This is a genomic window from Streptomyces sp. MBT65 (assembly GCF_016612545.1).
Taxonomy (GTDB): Bacteria; Actinomycetota; Actinomycetes; order Streptomycetales; family Streptomycetaceae; genus Streptomyces.
The window spans coordinates 1-22,580 of sequence record NZ_JAENRY010000213.1 but is presented as its reverse complement, the minus strand read 5'-3'; the positions used below and the strand labels follow the sequence as shown (position 1 = coordinate 22,580).

General features: G+C 69.9%; 18 protein-coding genes and 1 pseudogene. 10 read left to right on the top strand and 9 right to left on the bottom strand.

Annotated features, from left to right (window positions below; all coding sequences use genetic code 11):
• Positions 1-505: 505 nt before the first annotated feature.
• Positions 506-1,774: a site-specific integrase gene (locus tag JHN63_RS35900; protein ID WP_200688752.1), complete on the top strand. Its 1,269-nt coding sequence runs from the start codon at positions 506-508 to the stop codon at positions 1,772-1,774.
• A gap of 75 nt (positions 1,775-1,849) precedes the next feature.
• Here JHN63_RS35900 and glnA read toward each other — a convergent pair whose 3' ends face one another.
• Positions 1,850-3,211: a type I glutamate--ammonia ligase gene (glnA, locus tag JHN63_RS35895; protein ID WP_200688750.1), complete on the bottom strand. Its 1,362-nt coding sequence runs from the start codon at positions 3,209-3,211 to the stop codon at positions 1,850-1,852.
• A 342-nt stretch (positions 3,212-3,553) separates the two neighbouring features.
• Between glnA and JHN63_RS35890 the strand changes: the two genes are divergently transcribed.
• The 4 genes from JHN63_RS35890 to JHN63_RS35875 all read left to right on the top strand — a co-directional run bounded on the left by JHN63_RS35890 (position 3,554) and on the right by JHN63_RS35875 (position 9,182).
• A complete protein-coding gene (locus JHN63_RS35890) occupies positions 3,554-4,222 on the top strand; it encodes a DUF3105 domain-containing protein (protein WP_200688748.1) in 669 nt (222 codons plus the stop codon).
• A gap of 1 nt (position 4,223) precedes the next feature.
• A complete protein-coding gene (locus JHN63_RS35885) occupies positions 4,224-4,859 on the top strand; it encodes a DUF305 domain-containing protein (protein WP_200688746.1) in 636 nt (211 codons plus the stop codon).
• A gap of 226 nt (positions 4,860-5,085) precedes the next feature.
• On the top strand, positions 5,086-7,038 hold the full coding sequence (locus JHN63_RS35880) for a protease pro-enzyme activation domain-containing protein (protein WP_200688745.1): 1,953 nt from the start codon (positions 5,086-5,088) through the stop codon (positions 7,036-7,038).
• 107 nt (positions 7,039-7,145) lie between these two features.
• Positions 7,146-9,182 (top strand): NAD(+) synthase, encoded by a 2,037-nt coding sequence (locus JHN63_RS35875; RefSeq protein WP_307782062.1) that lies wholly within the window; start codon positions 7,146-7,148, stop codon positions 9,180-9,182.
• On the opposite strand, the gene JHN63_RS35870 is transcribed toward JHN63_RS35875, so the two are convergent.
• Positions 9,179-9,760, bottom strand: coding sequence for a TetR/AcrR family transcriptional regulator (locus tag JHN63_RS35870; protein WP_200688743.1), 582 nt, complete (start codon positions 9,758-9,760; stop codon positions 9,179-9,181). The genes JHN63_RS35875 and JHN63_RS35870 overlap by 4 nt on opposite strands.
• A gap of 76 nt (positions 9,761-9,836) precedes the next feature.
• On the opposite strand from JHN63_RS35870, the gene JHN63_RS35865 reads away from it, so the two are divergent.
• Positions 9,837-10,532, top strand: a complete 696-nt coding sequence (locus tag JHN63_RS35865; RefSeq protein ID WP_200688742.1) for an alpha/beta hydrolase — start codon at positions 9,837-9,839, stop codon at positions 10,530-10,532.
• A 43-nt stretch (positions 10,533-10,575) separates the two neighbouring features.
• Here JHN63_RS35865 and JHN63_RS35860 read toward each other — a convergent pair whose 3' ends face one another.
• From JHN63_RS35860 to JHN63_RS35845, 4 genes are all read right to left on the bottom strand, one after another.
• Entirely contained in the window at positions 10,576-11,790 is a 1,215-nt protein-coding gene (locus JHN63_RS35860; protein WP_200688741.1) for an MFS transporter, read from the bottom strand.
• Positions 11,791-11,888: 98 nt separating this feature from the next.
• A complete protein-coding gene (locus JHN63_RS35855) occupies positions 11,889-12,806 on the bottom strand; it encodes an endonuclease/exonuclease/phosphatase family protein (RefSeq protein WP_374222974.1) in 918 nt (305 codons plus the stop codon).
• Between the two features lie 323 nt (positions 12,807-13,129).
• Positions 13,130-13,822, bottom strand: coding sequence for a TetR/AcrR family transcriptional regulator (locus JHN63_RS35850; protein WP_200688735.1), 693 nt, complete (start codon positions 13,820-13,822; stop codon positions 13,130-13,132).
• 55 nt (positions 13,823-13,877) lie between these two features.
• Positions 13,878-15,467, bottom strand: a complete 1,590-nt coding sequence (locus JHN63_RS35845) for an MFS transporter (protein ID WP_200688734.1) — start codon at positions 15,465-15,467, stop codon at positions 13,878-13,880.
• Between the two features lie 203 nt (positions 15,468-15,670).
• On the opposite strand from JHN63_RS35845, the gene panB reads away from it, so the two are divergent.
• Complete coding sequence (gene panB / locus JHN63_RS35840; RefSeq protein WP_200688733.1) at positions 15,671-16,546, top strand: 3-methyl-2-oxobutanoate hydroxymethyltransferase; 876 nt, start codon at positions 15,671-15,673, stop codon at positions 16,544-16,546.
• 70 nt (positions 16,547-16,616) lie between these two features.
• Here panB and JHN63_RS35835 read toward each other — a convergent pair whose 3' ends face one another.
• Positions 16,617-17,240, bottom strand: a complete 624-nt coding sequence (locus JHN63_RS35835) for an NADPH-dependent F420 reductase (RefSeq protein WP_200688731.1) — start codon at positions 17,238-17,240, stop codon at positions 16,617-16,619.
• Between the two features lie 33 nt (positions 17,241-17,273).
• On the bottom strand, positions 17,274-18,008 hold the full coding sequence (locus JHN63_RS35830) for an SDR family NAD(P)-dependent oxidoreductase (protein WP_200688729.1): 735 nt from the start codon (positions 18,006-18,008) through the stop codon (positions 17,274-17,276).
• Positions 18,009-18,152: 144 nt separating this feature from the next.
• Between JHN63_RS35830 and JHN63_RS35825 the strand changes: the two genes are divergently transcribed.
• From JHN63_RS35825 to JHN63_RS35815, 3 genes are all read left to right on the top strand, one after another.
• Positions 18,153-18,755, top strand: coding sequence for a TetR/AcrR family transcriptional regulator (locus JHN63_RS35825; RefSeq protein WP_200688727.1), 603 nt, complete (start codon positions 18,153-18,155; stop codon positions 18,753-18,755).
• A gap of 151 nt (positions 18,756-18,906) precedes the next feature.
• Positions 18,907-19,926, top strand: a complete 1,020-nt coding sequence (locus JHN63_RS35820; RefSeq protein ID WP_200688725.1) for an ATP-binding cassette domain-containing protein — start codon at positions 18,907-18,909, stop codon at positions 19,924-19,926.
• Complete coding sequence (locus JHN63_RS35815; RefSeq protein ID WP_200688721.1) at positions 19,923-20,744, top strand: ABC transporter permease; 822 nt, start codon at positions 19,923-19,925, stop codon at positions 20,742-20,744. The genes JHN63_RS35820 and JHN63_RS35815 overlap by 4 nt, the downstream gene beginning before the upstream one ends.
• A 66-nt stretch (positions 20,745-20,810) precedes the next feature.
• On the opposite strand, the pseudogene JHN63_RS35810 reads toward JHN63_RS35815, so the two are convergent.
• Positions 20,811-22,580 (bottom strand): annotated as a pseudogene (locus JHN63_RS35810) (AfsR/SARP family transcriptional regulator); the annotation flags it as partial.

Sequence of the window (22,580 nt, the reverse complement as noted above, 5' to 3'; positions counted from 1 at the left end):
GTGCCTCCCTGCCGTTCGCGGTGTCGGTCGGGACCCGGCGGGGAGGCACCACCCCGACACCCCCGAAAACGGCCACTGGAAGCCCGTCGGAACCTCTGTCTTGGCCTCCCCGCCGGGTCCCGACCGACACCGCGAACGGCAGGGAGGCACCGCCCGCCGGCCAAGGGAGGCAGGGAGAACTCCCTGTGTGCCTCCCTGGTCCGTCTCCCCTTACCTGATCAGCGCAGATGGCCCCTCAGGGAGGCAGGGAGGCACACCCCCGGCACCCCCGAAAACCCCTCCTAGAGCCGCCTGACAGCCCCTGTCTCAGCCTCCCTGAGACCCCCGGATCGAGCCGCTACCGGTAGCACCCTGACCCGCTACCGGTAGCAACCCCGCTAGCACCCCAAACCCCCAGTGATCAGGCCCGTAGCGAGTAGCGGGCCTGGCCCAGCACACCCCAAAACCGGCCGGACGGCGCCCACCTGGTCCCGCCCCGCCCTGCTACCGAAGGGACACAGCCCTCATGGCTGGCCACATCCAAGACCGCTGGTACAAGACCGAAACCGACGCCAACGGTAAGACCACCCGCACCCGCTCCGACCGCTACGGGACCGGCCTACGCTACCGGGCCCGCTACGTCGGCCCCGACGGAACCGAGAAGTCCAAGAGCTACCCCGACGGACAGAAGCGCCTCGCTGAGAAATGGCTCTCGAAGATAGAGGCCGACATGGACAGCGGGAACTACGTCGACCCGGCCGCCGGCCGAACCACGTTCGGGCAGTACGCCGAGAAGTGGCTGAAGACTCAGAGCACCGACCTCACGACCCGAGAGACGGTCACCTCCACGGTTCGCGGCCACGCGATCCCCTACCTCGGGTCGCGCCCCCTCGGTTCCTTCAAGCCGGAGCACGTCCGCGACTGGCTGAGCGAGTTGGAGCGGGCCGTACCGGCAACGTCGTACCGGCGCGTGATCTACAACAACGTGTCGACCATCCTCAACGCGGCCGTCGACGACGGCCACTTGCCGAAGAACCCGTGCCGCGCGCAGTCCGTACGCCCTCCCGCGCCGGGGACCGGCCGCGTGGTGCCGTGGACAGCCGAGCGTGTCTTCGGCGTCCGGGAGGCGCTGCCGGAGCGTTTCCGCGCGGCGGTCGACCTCGGGGCGGGATGCGGTCTGCGCCAGGGAGAGATCTTCGGACTCCCTGTCGACGAAATCGACTTCGAGTCCGGTTGGCTACACATCGTGAATCAGGTCAAGGTGACGACCGACGGTCTCGTCTTCGGCCCGCCGAAGCGGGACAAGCTCCGTGACGTTCCCCTGCCCGATCGTGTGGCGGACGCCCTCAGGCTCCACATGAAGGAGTTCCCGCCGGTCTCGATCACCCTGCCGTGGCTGCGGAAGGACGGCCGCATGGTGACCCGTAAGTTGCTGTTCACCCGTCTTGACGGCGCAGGTGCGGTCCGGCGATCCGACTTCAACGACCGCGCTTGGAAGCCCGCTCTCGTCGCGGCCGGGGTGATCCCCGAGCCGAAGCCTGGTGAGCGTCACCAGGCGGCCCGCGAACACGGCATGCACGCCCTGAGGCACTTCTACGCGTCGGTCCTGCTGAACGCGGGGGAGAACATCAAGGCGCTGAGCCATTACCTTGGGCACAATGACCCGGGGTTCACGCTGCGGGTGTACACGCACCTCATGCCGAGTAGCGACGCGCGGTCCCGGAAAGCAGTGGACGGCCTGTACGCGGCCACCAATCCGGCGCCGGACGGCCCACAGACGGCCCAGGGGCACTGACACGCCATGGGGCCGACGGTCCGCGACCGTCGGCCCCACATGTCTAATCTGCGGGAAACCTGCTCTGACCTGCCCTTACAACACCGGCAAGTTCTTCCGCAGCTCGAACGCCGTGACCTCGCTGCGGTACTCCTCCCACTCCTGCCGCTTGTTGCGCAGGAAGAAGTCGAAGACGTGTTCGCCGAGGGTCTCGGCGACGAGGTCGCTGCGTTCCATCAGGGTGAGGGCCTCGCCCAGGTTCTGGGGCAGGGGCTCGATGCCCATCGCGCGGCGTTCCGCGTCGGAGAGGGCCCAGACGTCGTCCTCGGCGCCCGGGGGGAGTTCGTAGCCCTCTTCGATGCCCTTGAGGCCCGAGGCGAGGAGGAGGGCGTAGGCCAGGTACGGGTTCGCGCCCGAGTCCAGGGAGCGGACCTCGACCCGCGCCGAGCCCGTCTTGCCGGGCTTGTACATCGGGACGCGGACCAGGGCGCTGCGGTTGTTGTGGCCCCAGCAGATGTACGAGGGGGCCTCGCCGCCGGCGCCGGCCGTGCGCTCGGACCCGCCCCAGATGCGCTTGTAGGAGTTGACCCACTGGTTGGTGATCGCGGAGACCTCTCCCGCGTGCTTCAGCAGGCCCGCGATGAAGGAGCGGCCGACCTTGGAGAGCTGGTACTCCGAGCCGGACTCGTAGAACGCGTTCCGGTCGCCCTCGAAGAGGGAGAGGTGCGTGTGCATGCCCGAGCCCGGGTGTTCCGAGAACGGCTTCGGCATGAACGTCGCCTGCACGCCCTGCTCCAGCGCGACCTGCTTCATGACCAGGCGGAAGGTCATGATGTTGTCCGCCGTGGAGAGTGCGTCCGCGTAGCGCAGGTCGATCTCCTGCTGGCCCGGTGCTCCCTCGTGGTGTGAGAACTCGACCGAGATGCCCATCGACTCCAGCATGGTGATCGCCTGGCGGCGGAAGTCCATGCCCACGTTCTGCGGGGTGTGGTCGAAGTAGCCGGAGTTGTCGGCCGGGGTCGGGCGGGAGCCGTCGAGGGGGCGGTCCTTCAGGAGGAAGAACTCGATCTCCGGGTGGGTGTAGAAGGTGAAGCCCAGGTCGGAGGTCTTGGCGAGGGCGCGCTTCAGCACGTACCGCGGGTCCGCGAAGGACGGGGAGCCGTCCGGCATGAGGATGTCGCAGAACATACGGGCCGTGCCGGGGGCCTCCGCGCGCCACGGCAGGACCTGGAAGGTGGAGGGGTCCGGCTTGGCGATCATGTCGGACTCGTAGACCCGGGCGAAGCCCTCGATCGCGGAGCCGTCGAAGCCGATGCCCTCGTCGAAGGCCTGTTCCAGCTCGGCGGGGGCCACGGCGACGGACTTGAGGAAGCCCAGCACGTCCGTGAACCACAGCCGTACGAACCGGATGTCGCGCTCCTCCAGTGTCCGGAGCACGAACTCCTGCTGCTTGTCCATCTTCCGCTTCCCCATCCTTGCTGGTCAGGCCGCCTGTCCTCGTACCGCAGGAGGCGGTCGGGCACCTGAGCATCCCACCACAACACCATTTCGTGCGCGTTGCCGACCATGATCGGCAGGCCGACCTCGGGCTGAACGCCTCGCGTACGGCAGGTGTCCTGCGCCGTTGCCCGGCTTCTGACCATCTTGCCTGCTCGAACCGACATTCGTCATACCTGGTCGGGGGGTGAATCCGGGCTTCTGCCGTCTTTGCTGTGGGCGCCCTACGAGAACCTGTTCCTCCCCACTACGATCGGCAACGCCCGACCTTCCTGTCCCTTCCCCCAAAAGGACACATACCTCATGGGTTCCGCCAAGAACACCGGTTCCGCGGCGCGCAAGGCACGCATCGAGGAGATGCGGCGCGCCGAGCAGTCCCGCGAGCGCCGCGGCCGGATCGTGAAGATCGCGGCGAGCGCGGTGGTCGTCGCCGGTCTGGTCGTCGGCGGAGTCGCCGTCGTGCACGCGCAGTCCGGCAAGAAGGACAGCTCCGCCAGTGACTCCAAGAGCTCCGCTTCGGGGCACTTCGTCGCGGGCGCGGACGGTGTGAACACGTGGAAGGGGACGCTGGGCCGCACCCATGTCACCGGCACGGTGAACTACCCGATGCACCCGCCGGTGGGCGGCAACCACAACCCGGTCTGGCTGAACTGCAACGGCAACGTCTACGACAAGGCCGTCAAGGACGAGAACGCGGTGCACGCGCTGGAGCACGGCGCGGTCTGGGTGACGTACAACAAGAAGGCCTCGGCGGCCGACGTCAAGGCGCTCGCGACCAAGGTGAAGGCGACGCCGTACTCGCTGATGAGTCCCTACGACAGCCAGAAGGACCCGATCATGCTGTCGGCGTGGGGGCACCAGCGGACGGTGAAGAGCGCGAGCGACCCGGATGTGAACACCTTCTTCGAGAAGTTCGTGCAGGGCAGCCAGACGCCCGAGCCGGGTGCCTCGTGCACCGGCGGGACGATGTGACGTGAGGGCGTACGTCGGGTGGGTCGCGGGTGCCGCGGCCGCCGTCCTGGTCGCGGGCGGCGCGATCACCTACGCGGTCGCCGAGGACGGTGGCGGCGGTTCGAGCAACTCCGCCGTCCCGGCGGCGAGTTCGGCGGACGCCGGGTTCGCGCGGGACATGGCGGTCCATCATCAGCAGGCCGTCGAGATGTCGTACATCGTGCGGGACCGCACGAAGAACGCGGAAGTACGGCGGCTTGCATACGACATCGCGCAGACGCAGGCCAACCAACGGGGCATGCTGCTGGGCTGGTTGGACCTGTGGGGGCTGCCGAAGGTGTCCGCGGACCCGCCGATGACCTGGATGGGCATGGGTGACATGGCGTCCGGCGAGGACGGCGCGCTGATGCCGGGGATGGCCACCAACTCCGAGCTGACGAAGCTGAATTCACTGAGCGGCAAGGCCGCCGAGGTGTTCTTCCTGCAGCTCATGACGGACCATCACAAGGGTGGGATCCACATGGCCGAGGGGTGTGTGGACAAGTGTCGGGTGGGGGTGGAGAAACGGCTGGCGCAGGGGATGGTCGACGCGCAGCAGTCGGAGATCCAGTTGATGGCCGACATGCTCAAGGAGCGTGGCGCAAAAGCGCGTTCGTAAAGCATCCCCGGTCGTTCGTTACACGCCCGTAAGGAAAAAAGCCCCCAAATCGCCCTGGGTGAAGGTTCCTTGGGTTTCTCTTGACTTTCGCGTTCCCCTGGCATGAACGGTTCATCGAAAGAGTGGCCCCCACGTGTGATCCATCCCGGACCCTCCCGCCACGGGTTCCGTACGGATCGACGACGACCAACCACTCCATGCGTCGAACCGCATAGCAGGGGGTTTTATGAGATCCAATCGCGCCACCATGCGCGCCGGCGTGAGCATGGCAGCGACACTGCCGATGATCGCCGGTGCACTGGCGCTCGGCATACCCGCGGCGCACGCCGCGGACAGCCCGGGCCGGGACACGCTCGCGGGCACCAAGCCCGCCTGGGCGACGGCCAAGGCGGACAAGGGAGCGACCTCCGACAGCTCCCAGGTCTCCGCCCGGGTCTACCTCGCCGGCCGGAACGCGTCCGGCCTCGCGGCGTACGCCAAGTCCGTCTCGGACCCGAGTTCGGCCCTGTACGGCAAGTACCTGAGCGCCGCTCAGGTGCAGCAGCGCTTCGGCGCCACGACGGCCCAGGTGACCGCCGTCAAGTCCTGGCTGAAGTCCGCCGGGCTGAAGGTCACCGGCACCACGCAGCACTACGTCACGGTCTCCGGTGACGTGGCCGCGGTCGAGAAGGCGTTCAGCACCTCGCTGCACAACTACTCGAAGGGCTCGAAGACCTACCGCGCCCCCTCGAAGACCGCCTCCGCGCCGGACAGCCTCAACGGTGCCGTCCTGACCGTCACCGGTCTGGACAACGCCCCGCACAAGGCGAACCACGACGACGCGCTGCCGGGTCCGACCGCGGTGTTCAAGAACTCGGGGCCGTTCTCCTCGTACTACGGCTCCAACACCGCGAGCACGCTGCCGTCGGCGTACGGCAAGAAGATCCCGTACGCCGTCCAGGGCTACACCGGCAAGCAGCTGCGCGCGGCCTACGGTGCCGGCAAGTACACGGGCAAGGGTGTGCGCGTCGCCATCACCGACGCCTACGCCTCCCCGACGATCGCCTTCGACGCGGCCACCTACGCGAAGAACCACGGCGACCAGAAGTACTCCACCAGCCAGTTGAAGCAGGTGCTGCCCAGCACCTACACGCAGACCGAGGCCTGTGACGCGTCCGGCTGGTACGGCGAGGAGACCCTCGACGTCGAGGCCGTGCACGCTGTGGCGCCGGACGCGAACATCACGTACGTGGGTGCCGCGTCCTGCTTCGACGACGATCTGCTCGACTCGCTCAGCAAGGTCGTCGACAACCACCTGGCCGACATCGTCTCCAACTCGTGGGGCGACATCGAGGCCAACCAGACCCCGGACCTCGCAGCCGCCTACGACCAGGTGTTCCAGCTGGGCGCGGTCGAGGGCATCGGCTTCTACTTCTCCTCCGGTGACAACGGCGACGAGGTCGCCAACACCGGTACGAAGCAGGTCGACACCCCGGCCAACTCGGCGTGGGTGACGGCGGTCGGCGGTACCTCGCTGGCGGTCGGCAAGGGCGACAAGTACCTGTGGGAGACCGGCTGGGGCACCGAGAAGGCCGCGCTGTCGGCCGACGGCAAGAGCTGGACCAGCTTCCCCGGCGCCTTCACCTCGGGCGCGGGCGGCGGCACCAGCAAGACGGTGGCCGAGCCCTTCTACCAGAAGGGTGTCGTCCCGAAGGCGCTCGCCACGGCCAACAGCGCCACCGGCAACCGCGTCGTCCCGGACATCTCGGCGATCGCCGACCCGAACACCGGATTCAAGGTCGGCCAGACGCAGACCTTCCCCGACGGTTCGGAGCAGTACAGCGAGTACCGGATCGGCGGCACCTCGCTCGCCTCCCCGGTGATCGCGGCGGTCCAGGCCCTGGCCCAGGAGGCGCGCGGCGGCAAGGCGATCGGTTTCGCCAACCCGTCGATCTACGCCAAGTACGGCACGAAGGTCTACCACGACGTGACCGACAACCCGACGGGCTCCGGCCTGGCGGTGGCGCGCGTGGACTTCGCCAACGCGTTCGACGCCTCCGACGGCCTGCTGACCTCGGTCCGCAGCCTCGGCAAGGACAGCTCGCTGTCCGCGGTGAAGGGCTACGACGACGTGACCGGCGTGGGCACGCCGGCGGACGGCTACGTCCAGTCGTTCGGCCGCTCGCAGGGTCACCGCTGACCCGGTAAGCGGTAACGACCAGTCACCTTGGGGTGGCGTGGGGTGCACCACACCTCGCGCCACCCCATTGTGTCGCTCTGACGATTACAGGCGATTACAGTGGACCCGTGCCTCCACTGAACTTCTGGTCGATCTATCAGCACGGCTTCGCCCGCGTCGCCGCCTGCACGGGCCACACCGTGATCGCGGACCCGCACGCCAACGCCGAAGCCGTCCTGCGCCACGCCCGCCGCTGCGACGAGGAGGGCGTGGCCGTCGCCGTCTTCGCGGAGCTGGGCCTGTGCGGCTACTCCATCGAGGACCTGCTGCTCCAGGACGTCCTCCTCGACCAGGTCGAAGAGGCGCTGGGGGAGGTGGTCGCCGGGTCGGCCGAGCTGCTGCCGGTGCTGGTCGTCGGCGCCCCGCTGCGGCACCGCAACCGGATCTACAACTGCGCGGTGCTGGTGCACCGGGGCCGCGTCCTGGGCGTCGTACCGAAGTCGTATCCGCCGAACTACCGCGAGTTCTACGAACGCCGGCAGATCGGCGACGGCGCGGACGAGCGCGGCGGCTTCATCCGACTCGGCGGCGAGAGCGTGCCGTTCGGGGTGGATCTGCTGTTCGCGGCGCGGGACGTACCGTCCCTCGTGCTGCACGCGGAGATCTGCGAGGACATGTGGGTGCCGGTGCCGCCGAGCGCCGAGGCCGCCCTGGCGGGCGCGACGGTCCTCGTCAACCTCTCCGGCAGCCCGATCACGGTCGGCCGCGCGGAGGACCGCAAACTGCTGTGCCGCTCGGCGTCCGCGCGCTGTCTCGCCGCGTACGTCTACGCGGCGGCCGGCCTCGGCGAGTCGACGACGGACCTGTCCTGGGACGGCCAGGCGATGGTCTACGAGAACGGCGCGCTGCTGGCCGAGACCGACCGCTTCCCGCTGGGCGACGAGTACGCGGTGGCCGATGTCGACCTCGACCTGCTGCGGCAGGAACGGCAGCGGATGGGCACGTTCGACGACAACCGCCGTACGCACCGCGCGCGCACGTCGGACTTCCGGACCGTCGGCTTCGAACTCGCGCCGCCGCTCACCGACTTGGGACTCCGGCGCCGTCTGGAGCGCTTCCCGTTCGTACCGGCCGACGCGGAGCGGCTCGCGCAGGACTGCTACGAGGCGTACAACATCCAGGTCGAGGGGCTTCAGCAGCGGCTCGCGGCGATCGGCGGTCCGAAGGTGGTCATCGGGGTCTCCGGGGGCCTCGACTCGACGCACGCGCTGATCGTCGCCGCGCGCGCGATGGACCGCGCGGGGCGTCCGCGCAGCGACATCCTGGCGTGGACGCTGCCCGGTTTCGCGACCAGCGACCACACGAAGGACAACGCGCACGCGCTGATGCGGGCGATCGGCGTGACCGCGGCGGAGCTGGACATCACGCCGACCGCGCGCCTGATGCTGAAGGAGATGGGCCACCCCTTCGCCTCCGGCGAGCCGGTGTACGACATCACCTTCGAGAACGTCCAGGCCGGCCTGCGCACCGACTACCTGTTCCGCCTCGCCAACCAGCGCAACGGCATCGTGCTGGGCACCGGCGACCTCTCCGAGCTGGCGCTGGGCTGGTCCACGTACGGCGTCGGCGACCAGATGAGCCACTACAACGTGAACTCCGGCGTACCGAAGACGCTGATCCAGCACCTGATCAGGTGGGTGGTGAGCAGCGACCAGTTCGACGAGGAGACCGGCAAGATCCTCACCGCGATCCTCGACACGGAGATCAGCCCGGAGCTGGTACCGGGCGAGGAGATGCAGTCCACGGAGTCGAAGATCGGCCCCTACGCCCTCCACGACTTCACCCTGTTCCACGTCCTGCGCTACGGCTTCCGCCCGTCGAAGATCGCGTTCCTGACGTGGCACGCGTGGCACGAGGCGGGCGGCGGGGCATGGCCTCCCGGCTTCCCCGAGGAGAAGCGGGTGGCGTACGACCTGCCCGAGATCCGGCGCTGGCTGGAGGTGTTCTGCCGCCGCTTCTTCGGGTTCGCCCAGTTCAAGCGATCGGCGATGCCGAACGGGCCGAAGGTCTCGGCGGGGGGGTCGTTGTCGCCCCGGGGGGATTGGCGGGCGCCTTCGGACGGGTCGGCGACGGCCTGGCTGCGCGACTTGGAGCGGTTCGACTAGGGCGGTGCGGGTCGAGCGCGGTCGCCGCCGGGCAGGTGCTCCAGCGTGGCGAGGAAGTCGCGGAAGGCCCGATCGGTGCGGGCGGTGTCGCCGGTGGCGTCGAGGTCCATGAGGAGCCCACGGATGACGGCGAGGACGAGCGTCGCCAGTCCCGGCCGGCCGATGGTGCGCAGACCGTCCTCGAGCGGCCCGAGCCAGTCTGTCGTCGCGGTGCGCCGGAAATCGGGCCACAACTGCCGCACCGCGCTCGGGTGCAGCTGACTGAACATCCGCAGGTACGGCCGCCCGTCCGAGCCGGTGATCGAGGTCCAGGCGCGGTCCAGGGTGACGGTGTAGGGCTCGCCGGGCCGTACCCGCAGGAGGTCGCCGAAGGTGTCGAGCTGGCGTTGGCGCGCGCGTCCGAGGACGGCCCGCAACAGGGCGTCGCGGGTGCCGAAGTGATAGATCAGCATGCGGGCCGAGGTACCGGTGGCGGTGACCAGCGGCTCCAGCCGGTCCGGGAGACCGTGTGCGAGGGCGTGGTCGGCGCAGGCGTCGAGGAGCCTGTCCTTGATGTCCGGCTGCGGTCGTCTGCCCATGCCGACACTTTTTCGCGTAACTGCGGCTACGTCTACCGTTGATCGAAAGGCGGTCGAGGCGGACGTGGAGGCAGCGATGAGGGTCGTGTTCGTGCACGGGGCGTGCGTGCGGGACGGGTCGTGGTGGTGGCACCGCACCGCCGAACTCCTTCAGGAACGAGGGGTGTCGAGCGTGGCCCCGGCCTTGCCGAGCTGCGGGGAGACGGGCCTGTCCGCAGGCACCGGCGGTCCGGGACTGCCCGAGGACGTGGCCACGGTGCGGCAGGTGCTGCTGGACACCGACGAACCGACCGTCGTCGTCGCCCACAGCTACGGCGGCATCGTCGTCTCGGAAGCCGCCGAGGGCGTCGGGTCGGTACGCCACCTGCTGCTGGTCTCCAGCTACCTGCCCGAGGTCGGGCAGAACCTGTCGGAGTTCGGGGACGGCGGCCCCGCCCCGTTCCTCGACGTCGACCCCGACACCGGCACCTTCGGGGTCCGCCCCGAACTGCTGGTGGACACGTTCCTGCAGGACTGCGCCCCCGAGGACCAGGCCCAGGCGGCGGACCACCTCGCCCGGCAGAGCGTGCAGGTCACCGGGCAGCCGGTCAAGGCGGCCGCATGGCAGCAGGTTCCCTCGACGTACCTCGTCTGCGCCCAGGACCGCGGCACCCCGGCGCGCCTCCAGCGCGAGTACGCCCGCCGGGCAGGCACCGTCGTCGAACTCGACGCGGGCCACCATCCGTTCCTGTCGCGGGCCGCGGCGGTGCGGGATCTGGTGCTGGACCTCTGACGGTCGGCGCGGACCGGCCGGGGCGGGTCGGCGGGTGGCGGAGTCAGGGATGCAGTGCCGGGGACTGTTCGGGGACGTGAGTCGCGACCACGCGCTCGCGGCCCGGTACCGCGCGGCGCCGGTCCACTGTCGCTGCCGTGGCCGCGACTCCCAATCCCAGTACCGCCAACACCGCGCCGGCCACGGCAGGCGACGTAGCTCCGAAGCCTGCCGCCAGGGCGAGGCCGCCGATCCAAGCGCCGCCCGCGTTCGCCAAGTTGAAGGCTGCCTGGTTCGCGGAGGAGGCCAGGGACGGGCCCGCCGACGCCTTCTCCATCACCATCAGCTGGAGCGGGGAGCCCGTCACGAACGCCGCCACGCCCAGGAGGACGACCGACAGGGCCGCCGTCCACTCCGTGGTCATCAGCAAGGGGAACAGGGCCAGGACCGCCGCCAGGGACACCAGTCCCCCGAACAACGTCCCCCGCAGCGAGTGGTCCGCCAGGCGGCCGCCCACCAGGTTGCCGACCGTCGCGCCGACGCCGAACAGCGCCAGCAGCAGCGTCACGCTGCCCTCGGCGAAGCCCGCCGCGTCCGTGAGCATCGGGGTGATGTAGCTGTAGGCCGAGAAGAGCGCGCCGAAGCCCGCCACCGTCGTGCCGAGGGCCAGCCAGACCGGGAGGGACTTCAGGGCCGCCATCTCGCGGCGCAGGCCCACCGCCGGCGCGTGTGCGTGGTCGTGCGGGATCAGCAGGGCCAGCGACGCTATCGCCGCCAGGCCGATCGCGCTCACGCCGAGGAACGTGGCCCGCCAGCCCAGGTGTTGGCCCATCAGCGTGGCCGCCGGTACGCCCACGATGTTGGCGACCGTGAGGCCCAGGAACATCAACGAGACGGAACGCGCCTTGCGTTCGGGCGCCACCATCGTCGTGGCGACGACGGCTCCTACGCCGAAGAAGGCGCCGTGCGGCAGGCCGCTCAGGAAGCGGGCGGCGAGGAGGTAGTCGTAGTTCGCGGCGAAGGCGGAGAGCGCGTTGCCCGCCACGAACAGGACCATCAGGCCGATCAGGACCGTACGGCGGGACAGGCGGGCCGTGACCGCCGCGAGCAGCGGGGCGCCGATGACGACCCCGAGCGCGTACGCCGAGACCAGGTGGCCCGCCGTGGGGATCGAGACGTTCAGGTCGTCCGCGACCTCGGGCAGCAGGCCCATGATCACGAATTCGGTGGTGCCGATACCAAAAGCGCCGACGGCCAGAGCGAGCAGGGCCAGGGGCATGGAGGTGCCTGTGCCTTTCGGGGGAGAGCGGAGTTCCGTACTGACGAGGTTAAGTTCAGTTACGGAACAAAGACTCCCAGGCGCTCTATTCCACGAGGTTAAGAGCTCGTGTCGAGGTTCACACGGGCCGCGATCGGGAGATGGTCGCTGCCGGTCTCCGGGAGGGTCCACGAGGTGACCGGTTCCACGCCCTGGACCATGATCTGGTCGATCCGCGCCATCGGGAACGACGCCGGCCAGCTGAACCCGAAGCCGCTGCCCGCCGCGCCCTGCGTGGAGCGCATCTGGGAGGTGACGGCGTTCAGCGAGCGGTCGTTCATCGTGCCGTTCAGGTCGCCGAGGAGGATCTTCCGCTTGAGCGGCTCGGCGGCGATGGCCTCACCCAGCGCGTCGGCGCTCTTGTCGCGCTGCCGGGCCGTGAAGCCCGCCTCGATCTTCACCCGCACCGAGGGGAGGTGGGCGACGTAGACCGCGATCCGCCCCTCGGGGGTCGCGACGGTGGCGCGCATCGCACGCGTCCAGCCCAGCTTTATGTCGACGGCCCTGATGCTGCTCATCGGGTACTTGCTCCACAGGCCGACCGTGCCCTGCACCGAGTGGTACTTGTACGTCGACGCGAGTGCCTCCTCGTACGTCGGGACCGCCGACGCCGTCAGCTCCTCCAGGGCGAGGACGTCCGCGCCGGACGCGGCCACGTCACGGGCCGTACCGGACGGGTCGGGGTTGTCGGCGTTGACGTTGTGCGTGGCCACCGTCAGATCGCCGCCGGTGCCGGTCTTGTCGCTGAGCAGCAGCCCGCCGAAGAGGTTCAGCCAGACCACCGTCGGCAGGACGACGGCGATGAGCGCGGTCGCCGACCTGCGGACCAGGCCGAGGACGAGGAGGACCGGGACCAGCAGCCCGAACCACGGCAGGAACGTCTCCGTGAGGCTGCCGAGGTTGCCGATCCGGTTCGGGATGCGGGAGTGCAGCAGCATGACCAGGGCGAGGAGGATCGCGAGCGCGGCGAGGACCATGCCCCGGCGCCAGATCCTCGGGTCGCCGCGCCAGCCGTCGAGCAGTCTGTTCCACAGGCGCCGAAGTCGGTTTCCGCGCGGCTCGTCCCCCGAGCCGCCGTCGTCCGTCTCCGCCACATACGCCTGCTGTGCCATACCGTCGCCTCACTACCTGCCGTGCACACCATCGTCCCCGCGCCTACGACCCTAGGGGATGATCCGTTCCGATCCGCCGTCCCATGACGGCCGTACTGGGACGAGGACGAACAAGTCGGCGTCCGGAGTTCCGAACACGCGCGGCGGCAGCGGCCTCTGTGACGGAACGCGCACATTCGGACGGGTACTCAGACGGCCGGGCTGACAGGTCGTAGGGCCACCAGGACCGTGTCGACGAGCAGTTCCGACAGGCCCTCGGGGAGGTCCGCGTCGGCGCGCATGACGGTGCGCAGGAGCATCGGGCCCACCAGCATGTCGTTCATCAGCTCGGGGTCGAGGTCGGTGCGGAGTTCGCCGTTCTCCTGGCCGCGGCGCAGGATGTCCACCTGCTTGCGGCGCCGGGGCTCCACGACGGTCGTGTGGTAGGCGGCCCACACCTTCGGGCTGCTCTTCATCTGTGCGAACACGTTGTGCAGGAGCGCCGAGGACCGGGTCAGCAGACCGCGCTGGCGCAGTTGTTCCATCATCGCCACGAGGTCGTCGCGCAGCGAGATGCCGGGCAGTTCGGGGTCCTGCGGTTCGGCCTCGCGGACGACGTCGACGAACAACTCCTCCTTGCCCGGCCAGCGGCGGTAGATGGTGGCCTTGCCGACACCGGCGGTACGGGCGATGCGCTCGATGGAGAGTTCGGCCAGCGGCACACCCTCCTCCAGGAGCTTCATCACGCCCTCCGTGATGGCCCGTTCGACGGCCTCGCTCCGCGGGCGTCCCCTGGCGGGCGCGCCCGGCCGGGTCCCGTTGTCGGTACCGGTGGCGGTGCCGTTGTCGGTGCCGGTACCCGTGGCGGTGCCGTTCCCGGTGCCGTTGTCGGCAAGGCTCACTTCACTCCGTCCCTTCGCTGTCCCCCCGCTCCCGTCTCTGGGCTGATTGTCGCCGCTATTCGCCCACGACGACCAACTCGGGCTCCTGCTTGCCCTCCTGAGGAACCGACGGCTTCCCGGGCAGGAAGAGGAAGGCGACCACCGCGCCGACGACCGCGACGCCCGCGCCGCACAGGGCGGTGACGTGCATGGCATGCAGGAAGGCGTCGTTGGCCGGGGTGATCAGGGCCCTGCCCTGCGGGCCGAGCTTCGCGGCGACACCGAGGGTGGCCTCGATGGACTCGCCGGCCGTGTCACGGAGGGCGGTCGGCACCGAGCCGAGCTTGCCCTCGATGCCGTTGCGGTACGCCGTGGACAGCACCGAGCCGAGGACGGCGATGCCGAGGGCGCCGCCGACCTGCCGGAAGGTGTTGCTCAGCGCGGACGCGGAACCCGCCTTCTCGCGCGGCAGCGCCTGCATGATGACGACGCTGGTCGGGGTCATCACATGGGCCATGCCGGCGCCCATGAGGAAGAAGATGACCTCCAGGATCCAGATCGGCGTGTCTGCCTTCAGGGTCGCGAAGGCACCGAGCATCCCGGCGAGCAGCACCAGGCCGACACCGGTCGTGACCTTGTTGCCGAACCGGTTGACGACCAACCGGGCCCGCGGCGCGAAGACCATCTGCGCGGCGGCCAGCGGCAGCATCAGCAGACCGGTCTGCAACGGCGAGTAGCCGCGCACGCTCTGGGTGTAGAACACCGAGAAGAAGGTCACCCCCATCAGCGCGAAGAAGACCAGCGCGATGGCGGCGATCGCGGCCGAGAACTCCTTGTTCTTGAAGTACGTGACATCGATGGACGGGTGGTCGCTGCGCTTCTCGAACCAGACGAACCCGGCGAGGACCACGACACCGGCGATGATCGTCGAGAGCACCTTGGGCGCCGTGAAGTCGGCCAGCTCGCCGCCCTCGATGATGCCGTAGACCAGCAGGACGAGGCCTACGACGGACAGGACCACGCCGACCGGGTCGAGGCGGCCGGGCTTCGGGTCGCGGGAGTCGGGGACCAGCCAGATCATCAGGGCGAGGGCGATCAGCACGATCGGCACGTTGATCAGGAAGACCGAGCCCCACCAGAAGTGGTCGAGGAGCACACCGCCGGTGATCGGGCCGATCGCGATGGCGAGACCGACGCCGCCGGCCCAGATGCCGATGGCCTTGGGCTGCTCCTCGCGCTCGAAGACGTTCATGAGGACGGCGAGGGTGGCGGGCATCACGAAGGCGGCACCGAGGGCCATCAGGGCGCGGTAGCCGATGAGTTGGTCGGGCGAGCCGGACTCGGCGGCCAGCGCGGAGCCGATGCCGAACACGACGAGCCCGCCGAGCAGGACCTTCTTGCGGCCGATCCGGTCGCCCAGGAGGCCCGCGGTGAACAGCAGGCCGGCGAAGACGAGGGTGTAGGCGTTGATCGCCCACTCCAGCTCGCTCTGTGTCGCGCCCAGGCCGGTGGGGGCCGGGGTGGAGATGGTCTTGATGGCGACGTTGAGGATCGAGTTGTCGAGCACCACGATCAGCAGGCTCAGCATCAGCACGCCGAGGATGGCCCAGCGGCGGCGGTGCACCGCTTCGGGTATCCGGGTGCCAGGGACGGGTGGAGTGGTCATGCGGTCCAGCCTAGGGAACCCGGAGCCAATTCCGATACGAGACCGTGCCGTATCGTAAATGTTTTACTCAGACCTTACGTATACCTCCCGACGTGATGTGGGTGACGGGGGTCCCTCTGGCCCTCCGTGGCACGAGGTGCCACCATGGAGGGGATCCGGGGACGCCGTGAGGGCGCCTCGAGATGACTGAAGGAGCCGTTGCAATGACGCAGCTTTCGGCTGCCCAGACTGGGAAGACCAGCTCCTCCGACGGCAGCAAGGCGCTGTACGGAGGCAAGGGCACACGCCGTATCACCGTCCGCGACATCGCGCTCGCCAAGGAACGCGGCGAGAAGTGGCCCATGCTCACCGCCTACGACGCGATGACCGCGTCCGTCTTCGACGAGGCCGGTATCCCGGTCATGCTCGTCGGCGACTCGGCGGGCAACTGCCACCTCGGGTACGAGTCGACCGTCCCCGTCACCCTGGACGAGATGACCATGCTGTCCGCCGCGGTCGTGCGCGGCACACAGCGGGCGCTGATCGTGGGCGATCTGCCCTTCGGGTCCTACCAGGAGGGTCCGGTGCAGGCGCTGCGCTCGGCGACCCGGCTGATGAAGGAGGCCGGGGTGGGCGCGGTGAAGCTGGAGGGCGGCGAGCGCTCGCACGCCCAGATCCGGCTGCTGGTCGAGTCCGGGATCCCGGTGATGGCGCACATCGGTCTCACCCCGCAGTCCGTGAACTCGATGGGGTACCGGGTGCAGGGGCGGGGCGAGGAGGCGGCCCAGCAGTTGCTGCGGGACGCGAAGTCCGTGCAGGACGCGGGCGCGTTCGCGGTCGTCCTCGAACTGGTGCCGGCGGAGCTCGCCGCCGAGGTGACCCGGGTGCTGCACATTCCCACCGTCGGGATCGGGGCCGGGGCCGAGACGGATGCCCAAGTCCTGGTGTGGACCGACATGTTGGGGCTGACGGGTGGCCGGATGCCCAAGTTCGTGAAGCAGTACGCCGATCTGCGCCAGGTCATGGGCGACGCCGCGAAGGCGTTCGCCGAGGATGTCGTCGGCGGGACGTTCCCGCTGGAGGAGCACTCCGTCCACTGACCGGTCGAGAGCCACTGCGGCACCATGGCAGCCCGCCGAACTTCCCCCGTCGGCGGGCTGCCTCTTTGTCTCAGACCGGAAGTTCGGTGACGCCGAGGGCGAAGTCGAGGTTCCCCACCCCGTGGTTGGCGAGGCCGACCGTGAGCAGGCCCGCTCCTTCCAGCCAGTGCGCCATCTTCAGGCCGCCGACGTCCAGCGGGCGCAGCCCGAGGCTCCTGACGAACACCTCCACGCTCGCCTTGGCCTGCGCGCTGTCGCCGGCGATGAAGACGTCGGGCCGCCCCTTCTCCAGGACGTGTCGGAAGACGGTGTTGAACGCCTTCACCACACTGGCGCTCGCCGGGGCGACCTTGGCGGCCTCCTGCGCGATCGAGGTCTCCTCGCGGTGGGCCAGCCCGTCGAACGTGGCGTTGAAGGGGTTGCTGATGTCGACGACGACCTTGCCCGCGAGCGCGTCCCCGTACTGGGCGACGGCCGGCACGACGCCGTCGTGGAGCAGGGCGACGATGACGATGTCCCCGGCCGGGGCGGTGCCCCACTCTCCCGTCGTGGCGCCGTCGCCGAGGGCCTTGGCCAGGTCGGCGGCCTTGGACCCGTCGCGGCCCATGATCTCGACGGTGTTGCCGCCCGCCACCGCCCGCGCGCCGAGGGTGCGGGCCATGTTCCCGGTGCCGATGATGCTGATGCTGGTCATGAAGTGCCCTGCCCTGGTTGTGGGTTGTCGGATTCAGATGGCGGTGGTGCCGCCGTCGGCGACCAGTTCCATGCCGTTGACATAGCTGGAGTCGTCGGAGGCGAGGAAGAGGGCGGCGGTGGCGATCTCGTCGGGACCGCCCATCCGGCCGCGGGGGATGAGGGACTCGAACCGGCGCCTGGTGGCCTCGTCGAAGAGTTCCGCCTGCTTGGCGGTGGCGACCTGGCCGGGGGTCAGGACGTTGACGCGGATCCGGCGGTCCTTGAGCTCGTTGAGCCAGACGCGGGCCCAGGCCTGCTGGACGGCCTTGCTGCCGGCGTAGACGCTCCAGCCGGGGAAGGCGCCGAGGGAGGCGTTGGAGCCGGTCATGAGGATGGAGCCGCCGTCGTTGAGGAGCGGGAGCGCCTTCTGGACGGTGAAGAGGGTGCCGCGGGCGTTGAGGTGGAACGCGGCGTCGAAGTGGGCCTCGGTGATCTCGCCGAGCGCGGCGGGCGCGCCCCCGCCGGCGCTGGCCCACAGCACGTCGAGGCTGCCCTTCTCCTTCTTGACGGTGTCGTACAGACGGTCCAGGTCGTCCAGGTCGGCGGCGTCGCCCTGCACGCCGGTGACGTTGCGGCCGATCTCCTTCACGGCCGCGTCCAGGGCGTCCTGGCGGCGGCCGGTGATGAAGACGTGCGCTCCCTCGTCGACGAACAGCTTCGCGCCGGCCAGGGCCATGCCGGTGGTGGCGCCCGTGATGACCGCGACCTTGCCGTCGAGCTTTCCCATAGTCGTTCCCTCGGGTCGGTGGTGCCGTGCGCACCCGGAGCGACGATGTTATGTACACCGCCCTGTGTGCTTACCGTACGGGGCGGATGCCCGGGGCGCAAACTATGTACACCGGTCGTTACCCGGTCGCGTTACGATGGCCCCATGACGGAGTTGGAGAAGGGCCCCACAGGCAGCCGCCGCGGCCGGGGCGCCCGCGAGCGCATCATCGGCGCGTCCCAGCGGCTCTTCCGCGAGCAGGGCATCAACCGCACCGGCATGGACCAGCTGTGCGCGGCGGCCCAGGTGTCCAAGCGAACGGCCTACCAGCACTTCGCCGGCAAGGACGAACTCGTCGCCGAGTACCTGCGCCGGTTCGACCCCGCCGTGCTGCCCGGCGTGTTCGACCGCACCGAGCTCACGCCCCGCGAACGGCTCCTGGCCGCCTTCGACATCCCCGCCGACACCCCCCTGTGCCCGTACATCGCCGCCGCCGTCGAACTCCACGACCCCGAGCACCCCGCATCGCAGTACGCGCGCGACTACAAGAAGGCCGTCGCCGCACGGCTCGCCGACACCGCCCGCGAGGCCGGCGCCGCCGACCCCGAACAGCTCGGCGAGCAGCTCGCGCTGCTCCTCGACGGCGCCGCGGCCCGCACCCGGGTCATCGACGCCGACGCCTTCCCCACCGCCGCCGCCATCGCGGCCGTCCTCATCGACAACGCCCTCCCCGGCGACGACCGGCGACGGGACGAAGCGTCGAGCTGACTTCGCTGCCGGCCCCCGTGCAGGTCAGCTCCCCTCTCTCCCCCTCGACCGACACGGGTGGTGAGCGGGCAGCGGCCGGTGTCGGCGGGGTGCAGGCCGCTGTCGGTGGGATGTCGGTGTTCTGTCGGCAGGCCCTGGCACTGTTCTCGGCATGACGCGAATCGACAACATTCCCGGCGGCACGGCCGTGTCCGTGCGGGGGCTGGTCAAGCACTACGGCGAGACCAAGGCGCTGGACGGCGTCGACCTGGACGTCCGCGAGGGCACCGTGATGGGTGTGCTCGGGCCGAACGGTGCCGGTAAGACCACCCTCGTACGCATCCTGTCCACGCTGCTCGCTCCGACCTCCGGCGAGGCATCCGTCGCCGGCTACGACGTCCTGCGCCAGCCCCGCCAACTGCGCCGGGTGATAGGCCTCACCGGCCAGTACGCCTCCGTGGACGAGAAGCTCCCGGGCTGGGAGAACCTCTACATGATCGGGCGGCTGCTCGACCTGTCCCGCAAGGACTCCCGGGCCCGCGCCGACGAACTGCTGGAGCGGTTCTCGCTGACGGACGCCGCCAAGCGGCCCGCCAGTACGTACTCCGGCGGTATGCGGCGCCGGCTCGACCTGGCCGCCTCGATGATCGGGCACCCGCAGGTGCTGTTCCTCGACGAGCCGACCACCGGCCTCGACCCGCGCACCCGCATGGAGGTGTGGGACGAGGTGCGGTCCATGGTCGGCGGCGGAGTGACCGTGCTGCTCACCACCCAGTACATGGAGGAGGCCGAGGCGCTCGCCTCCGAGCTGACCGTGGTGGACCACGGCAAGGTCATCGCGAACGGCCGGATCGACGAGCTGAAGGCGAGGGTCGGCGGTCGCTCGCTGCGCATCCGCCCGGCCGATCCACTGCAACTACGGCCGCTGGCCCGCGCGTTGGACGAGCTGGGCATCACCGGACTGGCCACCGTCACCGTCGACGTGGAGAGCGGCACGGTCTTGGTGCCGATCCTCAGCGACGAGCAACTGACCGCCGTGGTCGGCGCGGTGAGCGCCCGCGGCCTCACCATCGCCTCCATCATCACCGAACTCCCCAGCCTGGACGAGGTGTTCCTGTCCCTCACCGGACACCGTGCCAGCGCCCCGCAGGACTCCGTGCCCACCCCCGACCGCGAGGAGGTCGCCGTATGAGCGCCATCGCCGTGAAGCCCGGCGCCGTCGCGTCGGACCCCCGTATCCCGCTGCGCAACCATCTGCGCCACACCGGCGCGCTGATCCGCCGCAATCTGCTGTGGATCCGGCAGGACCCGGAGTCGATGTTCGACGCCATCCTGTTCCCGGTCATCTTCACGCTGCTGTTCGTGTACGTCTTCGGCGGCTCGATCGGGCAGTCGTTGGGCGGCGGACAGGAGGCGTACGTGCAGTACGTCGTGCCCGGTCTGCTCGCCATGATGGGCATGAACATGGCCCAGGGGGTGGGCACCGGCTTCAACACCGACTTCCACACCGGGGTCATGGACCGGTTCCGGTCGCTGCCCATCGGACGCGCCTCGGTGCTGATCGCCAAGATCTCGGTCGAGATGATGCGGATGCTGGTCGCGTCCGCCGTGCTGATGGTCGTCGGTGTCCTCGTCGGCTTCCACATCCACCACTGGCTCGGCATGTTCGCCGCGATCGGACTGTCCGCGGTGTTCGGCTCGGCCCTGATGTGGGTGTTCCTCACCCTCGGCGTGACCATGAAGAGCGCGCAGTCCGTGCAGGCCATGGGGTTCCTGGTGCTGATGCCGCTGCAGTTCGGCTCGTCGATCTTCGCGCCGACCGGGTCGATGCCGGGCTGGCTCCAGAACTTCACCGACTACAACCCGCTGTCCGCCCTGGCGGACGCGGCCCGCGGACTCATGGTGGGCGGCCCGGTCGCCCACGGTGTGTGGCTGACGCTGGCCTGGTCGGTGGGGCTCACCGCGGTGATGGCCCCCATCTCGATCCACAAGTTCCGCACCAAGACCTGACCCGGCCGTGCGCATCGTCGGACGGTACGGCCCACGGGCCGCCCGTCCCACCGGGTTCGCGTCGGCTCACACCAGGGCGGCAGCCTCCTTCGCGGAGAGGCTGCCGCCTTCGGCGCATTCGGCCGCGTACGACTCGTAGGCCGCGTCGCCGAGCACGGCGCGCGCCCCCTGCTCGGCCCGGCGGTACACCTCACTCTCCACGGACGCCCTGACGTGCCCGGGCGGCAGCAGCGCCAGCGCCGAGACCAGACAGCGGACGCCGTCCCGGACCCGGCTGCCGCCGTCGATCTCGGCGAGGACGACCGCGGCGATCCCCAGGTACAGCGAGGTCATGCTCGGGGCGATGGCCTCGGACAGGGGCTCGCCGGCCTGCTCCAGCGCTTTGCGGATCTTGTCCAGGGACTTCTGGTAGTTGCCGTCGACCGCCTCCACCCACGCCTCCGAGCCGAGGATGAACGCGTCGAAGACGACGAAGTGGGAGATCGTGAACTCCTCGCGCAGCAGCCGCAGCTCCTCGCGTGCCTCCTCGACCCGGCCGGTCATGGCGAGCCGGCTCGCGAGGAACATCCGGGCGGCGGGCATCGCCTCGTTGCCCTGGCCGTGCTGCTGCTCGATCACCTCGCGCAGCAGGCGCTCGCCCCGCTCCACGTCGCCCGCCTCGATGAGCGCGCTGCCCAGCCGGGCGCCGAGGACGGCGACCTGGCCGTGGGCGCCGAGCCGTTCGGCCTGTTCGATCGCGGCCTCGTAGTCGAGGGCGGCCAGTTCGTACTCGCCGGTGCGCTCCCGGGCCTCGGCGCGGGCGGAGAGCGCCTCGGCGGTGCCCCAGGCGTCGCCGAGGCGGCGGAAGATCTCCAGCGACTCGTCGGCGTCCCGGACCGCGTCGCCCGCCCAGTCGGTGCGGTTGGCGAGCATGTTGGCACGCATCTGGAGGGTGGTGGCGAGCTCCCACTCCATGCCGGGGTTGGTGCGGCAGGTGTGGATGTCGGCGTCGAGGATCACCGGCAGCCGCTCCACGCTGCCGATCAGCAGCACGGCGAAGAACCAGAACATGCCGGGCGTACGGCAGGTCTGGGGAAGCCCCGGTTCGTAGACCTCGGCGATGAGACGCAGCTTCTCCTTGGCGGCCGGCACCTCCCAGGCGTCCAACTCCGTGTCCATGCAGGCCAGATGGGCGAGATGGAGGCCGCGCCGGGCCTCGGCGAGGAGTTCCCCGGTGAGCGGGGGCGGGAGGTCGGTGCAGCGCTGCCAGACCGGGGCGGCGCGCTGGACGGGGGCCGCGAAGGGGTCCGGCCCCAGGGCCATGACCTCGACGCACCAGTTGCGGGCCTCGATGCGGACGTCGCGCATCTGCCAGTACCAGATCAGCGACAGGACGAGACAGATGGCCTCCTGTTCGTCGCGCTCGGCGACGGCGTGCCGCAGGGCGGTACGGAGGTTCTCGTACTCCAGCTCCAGCCGTCCCACGGCGGCGAGTTGACCGGGGCCGCGCAGCAACGGGTCGGTGGTGCGGGCGAGTTCGCGGTAGTACGTCAGATGGGCGCGCGCGGCGCGGGGGCGGCGGCCGGCCTCGTCGAGGCGTTCGCCCGCGTACTCGGCGACGGTCTCCAGGAGCCGGTAGCGCATCTCCCCGTCGCCCGAAGGGGCGGCCACCACAAGGGACTTGTCGACCAGCGAGCCGAGCGTCTCGAACGCGACGGGCCCGCACACGGCCTCGGCGGCGGCGAGGTCGCAGCCGCCGGCGAAGACGGACAGGGTGGTCAGCACGTCCCGTTCGTCCGCGTCGAGCAGGTCCCAGGACCAGTCGACGACGGCCCGCAGGGTCTGCTGGCGGGGCAG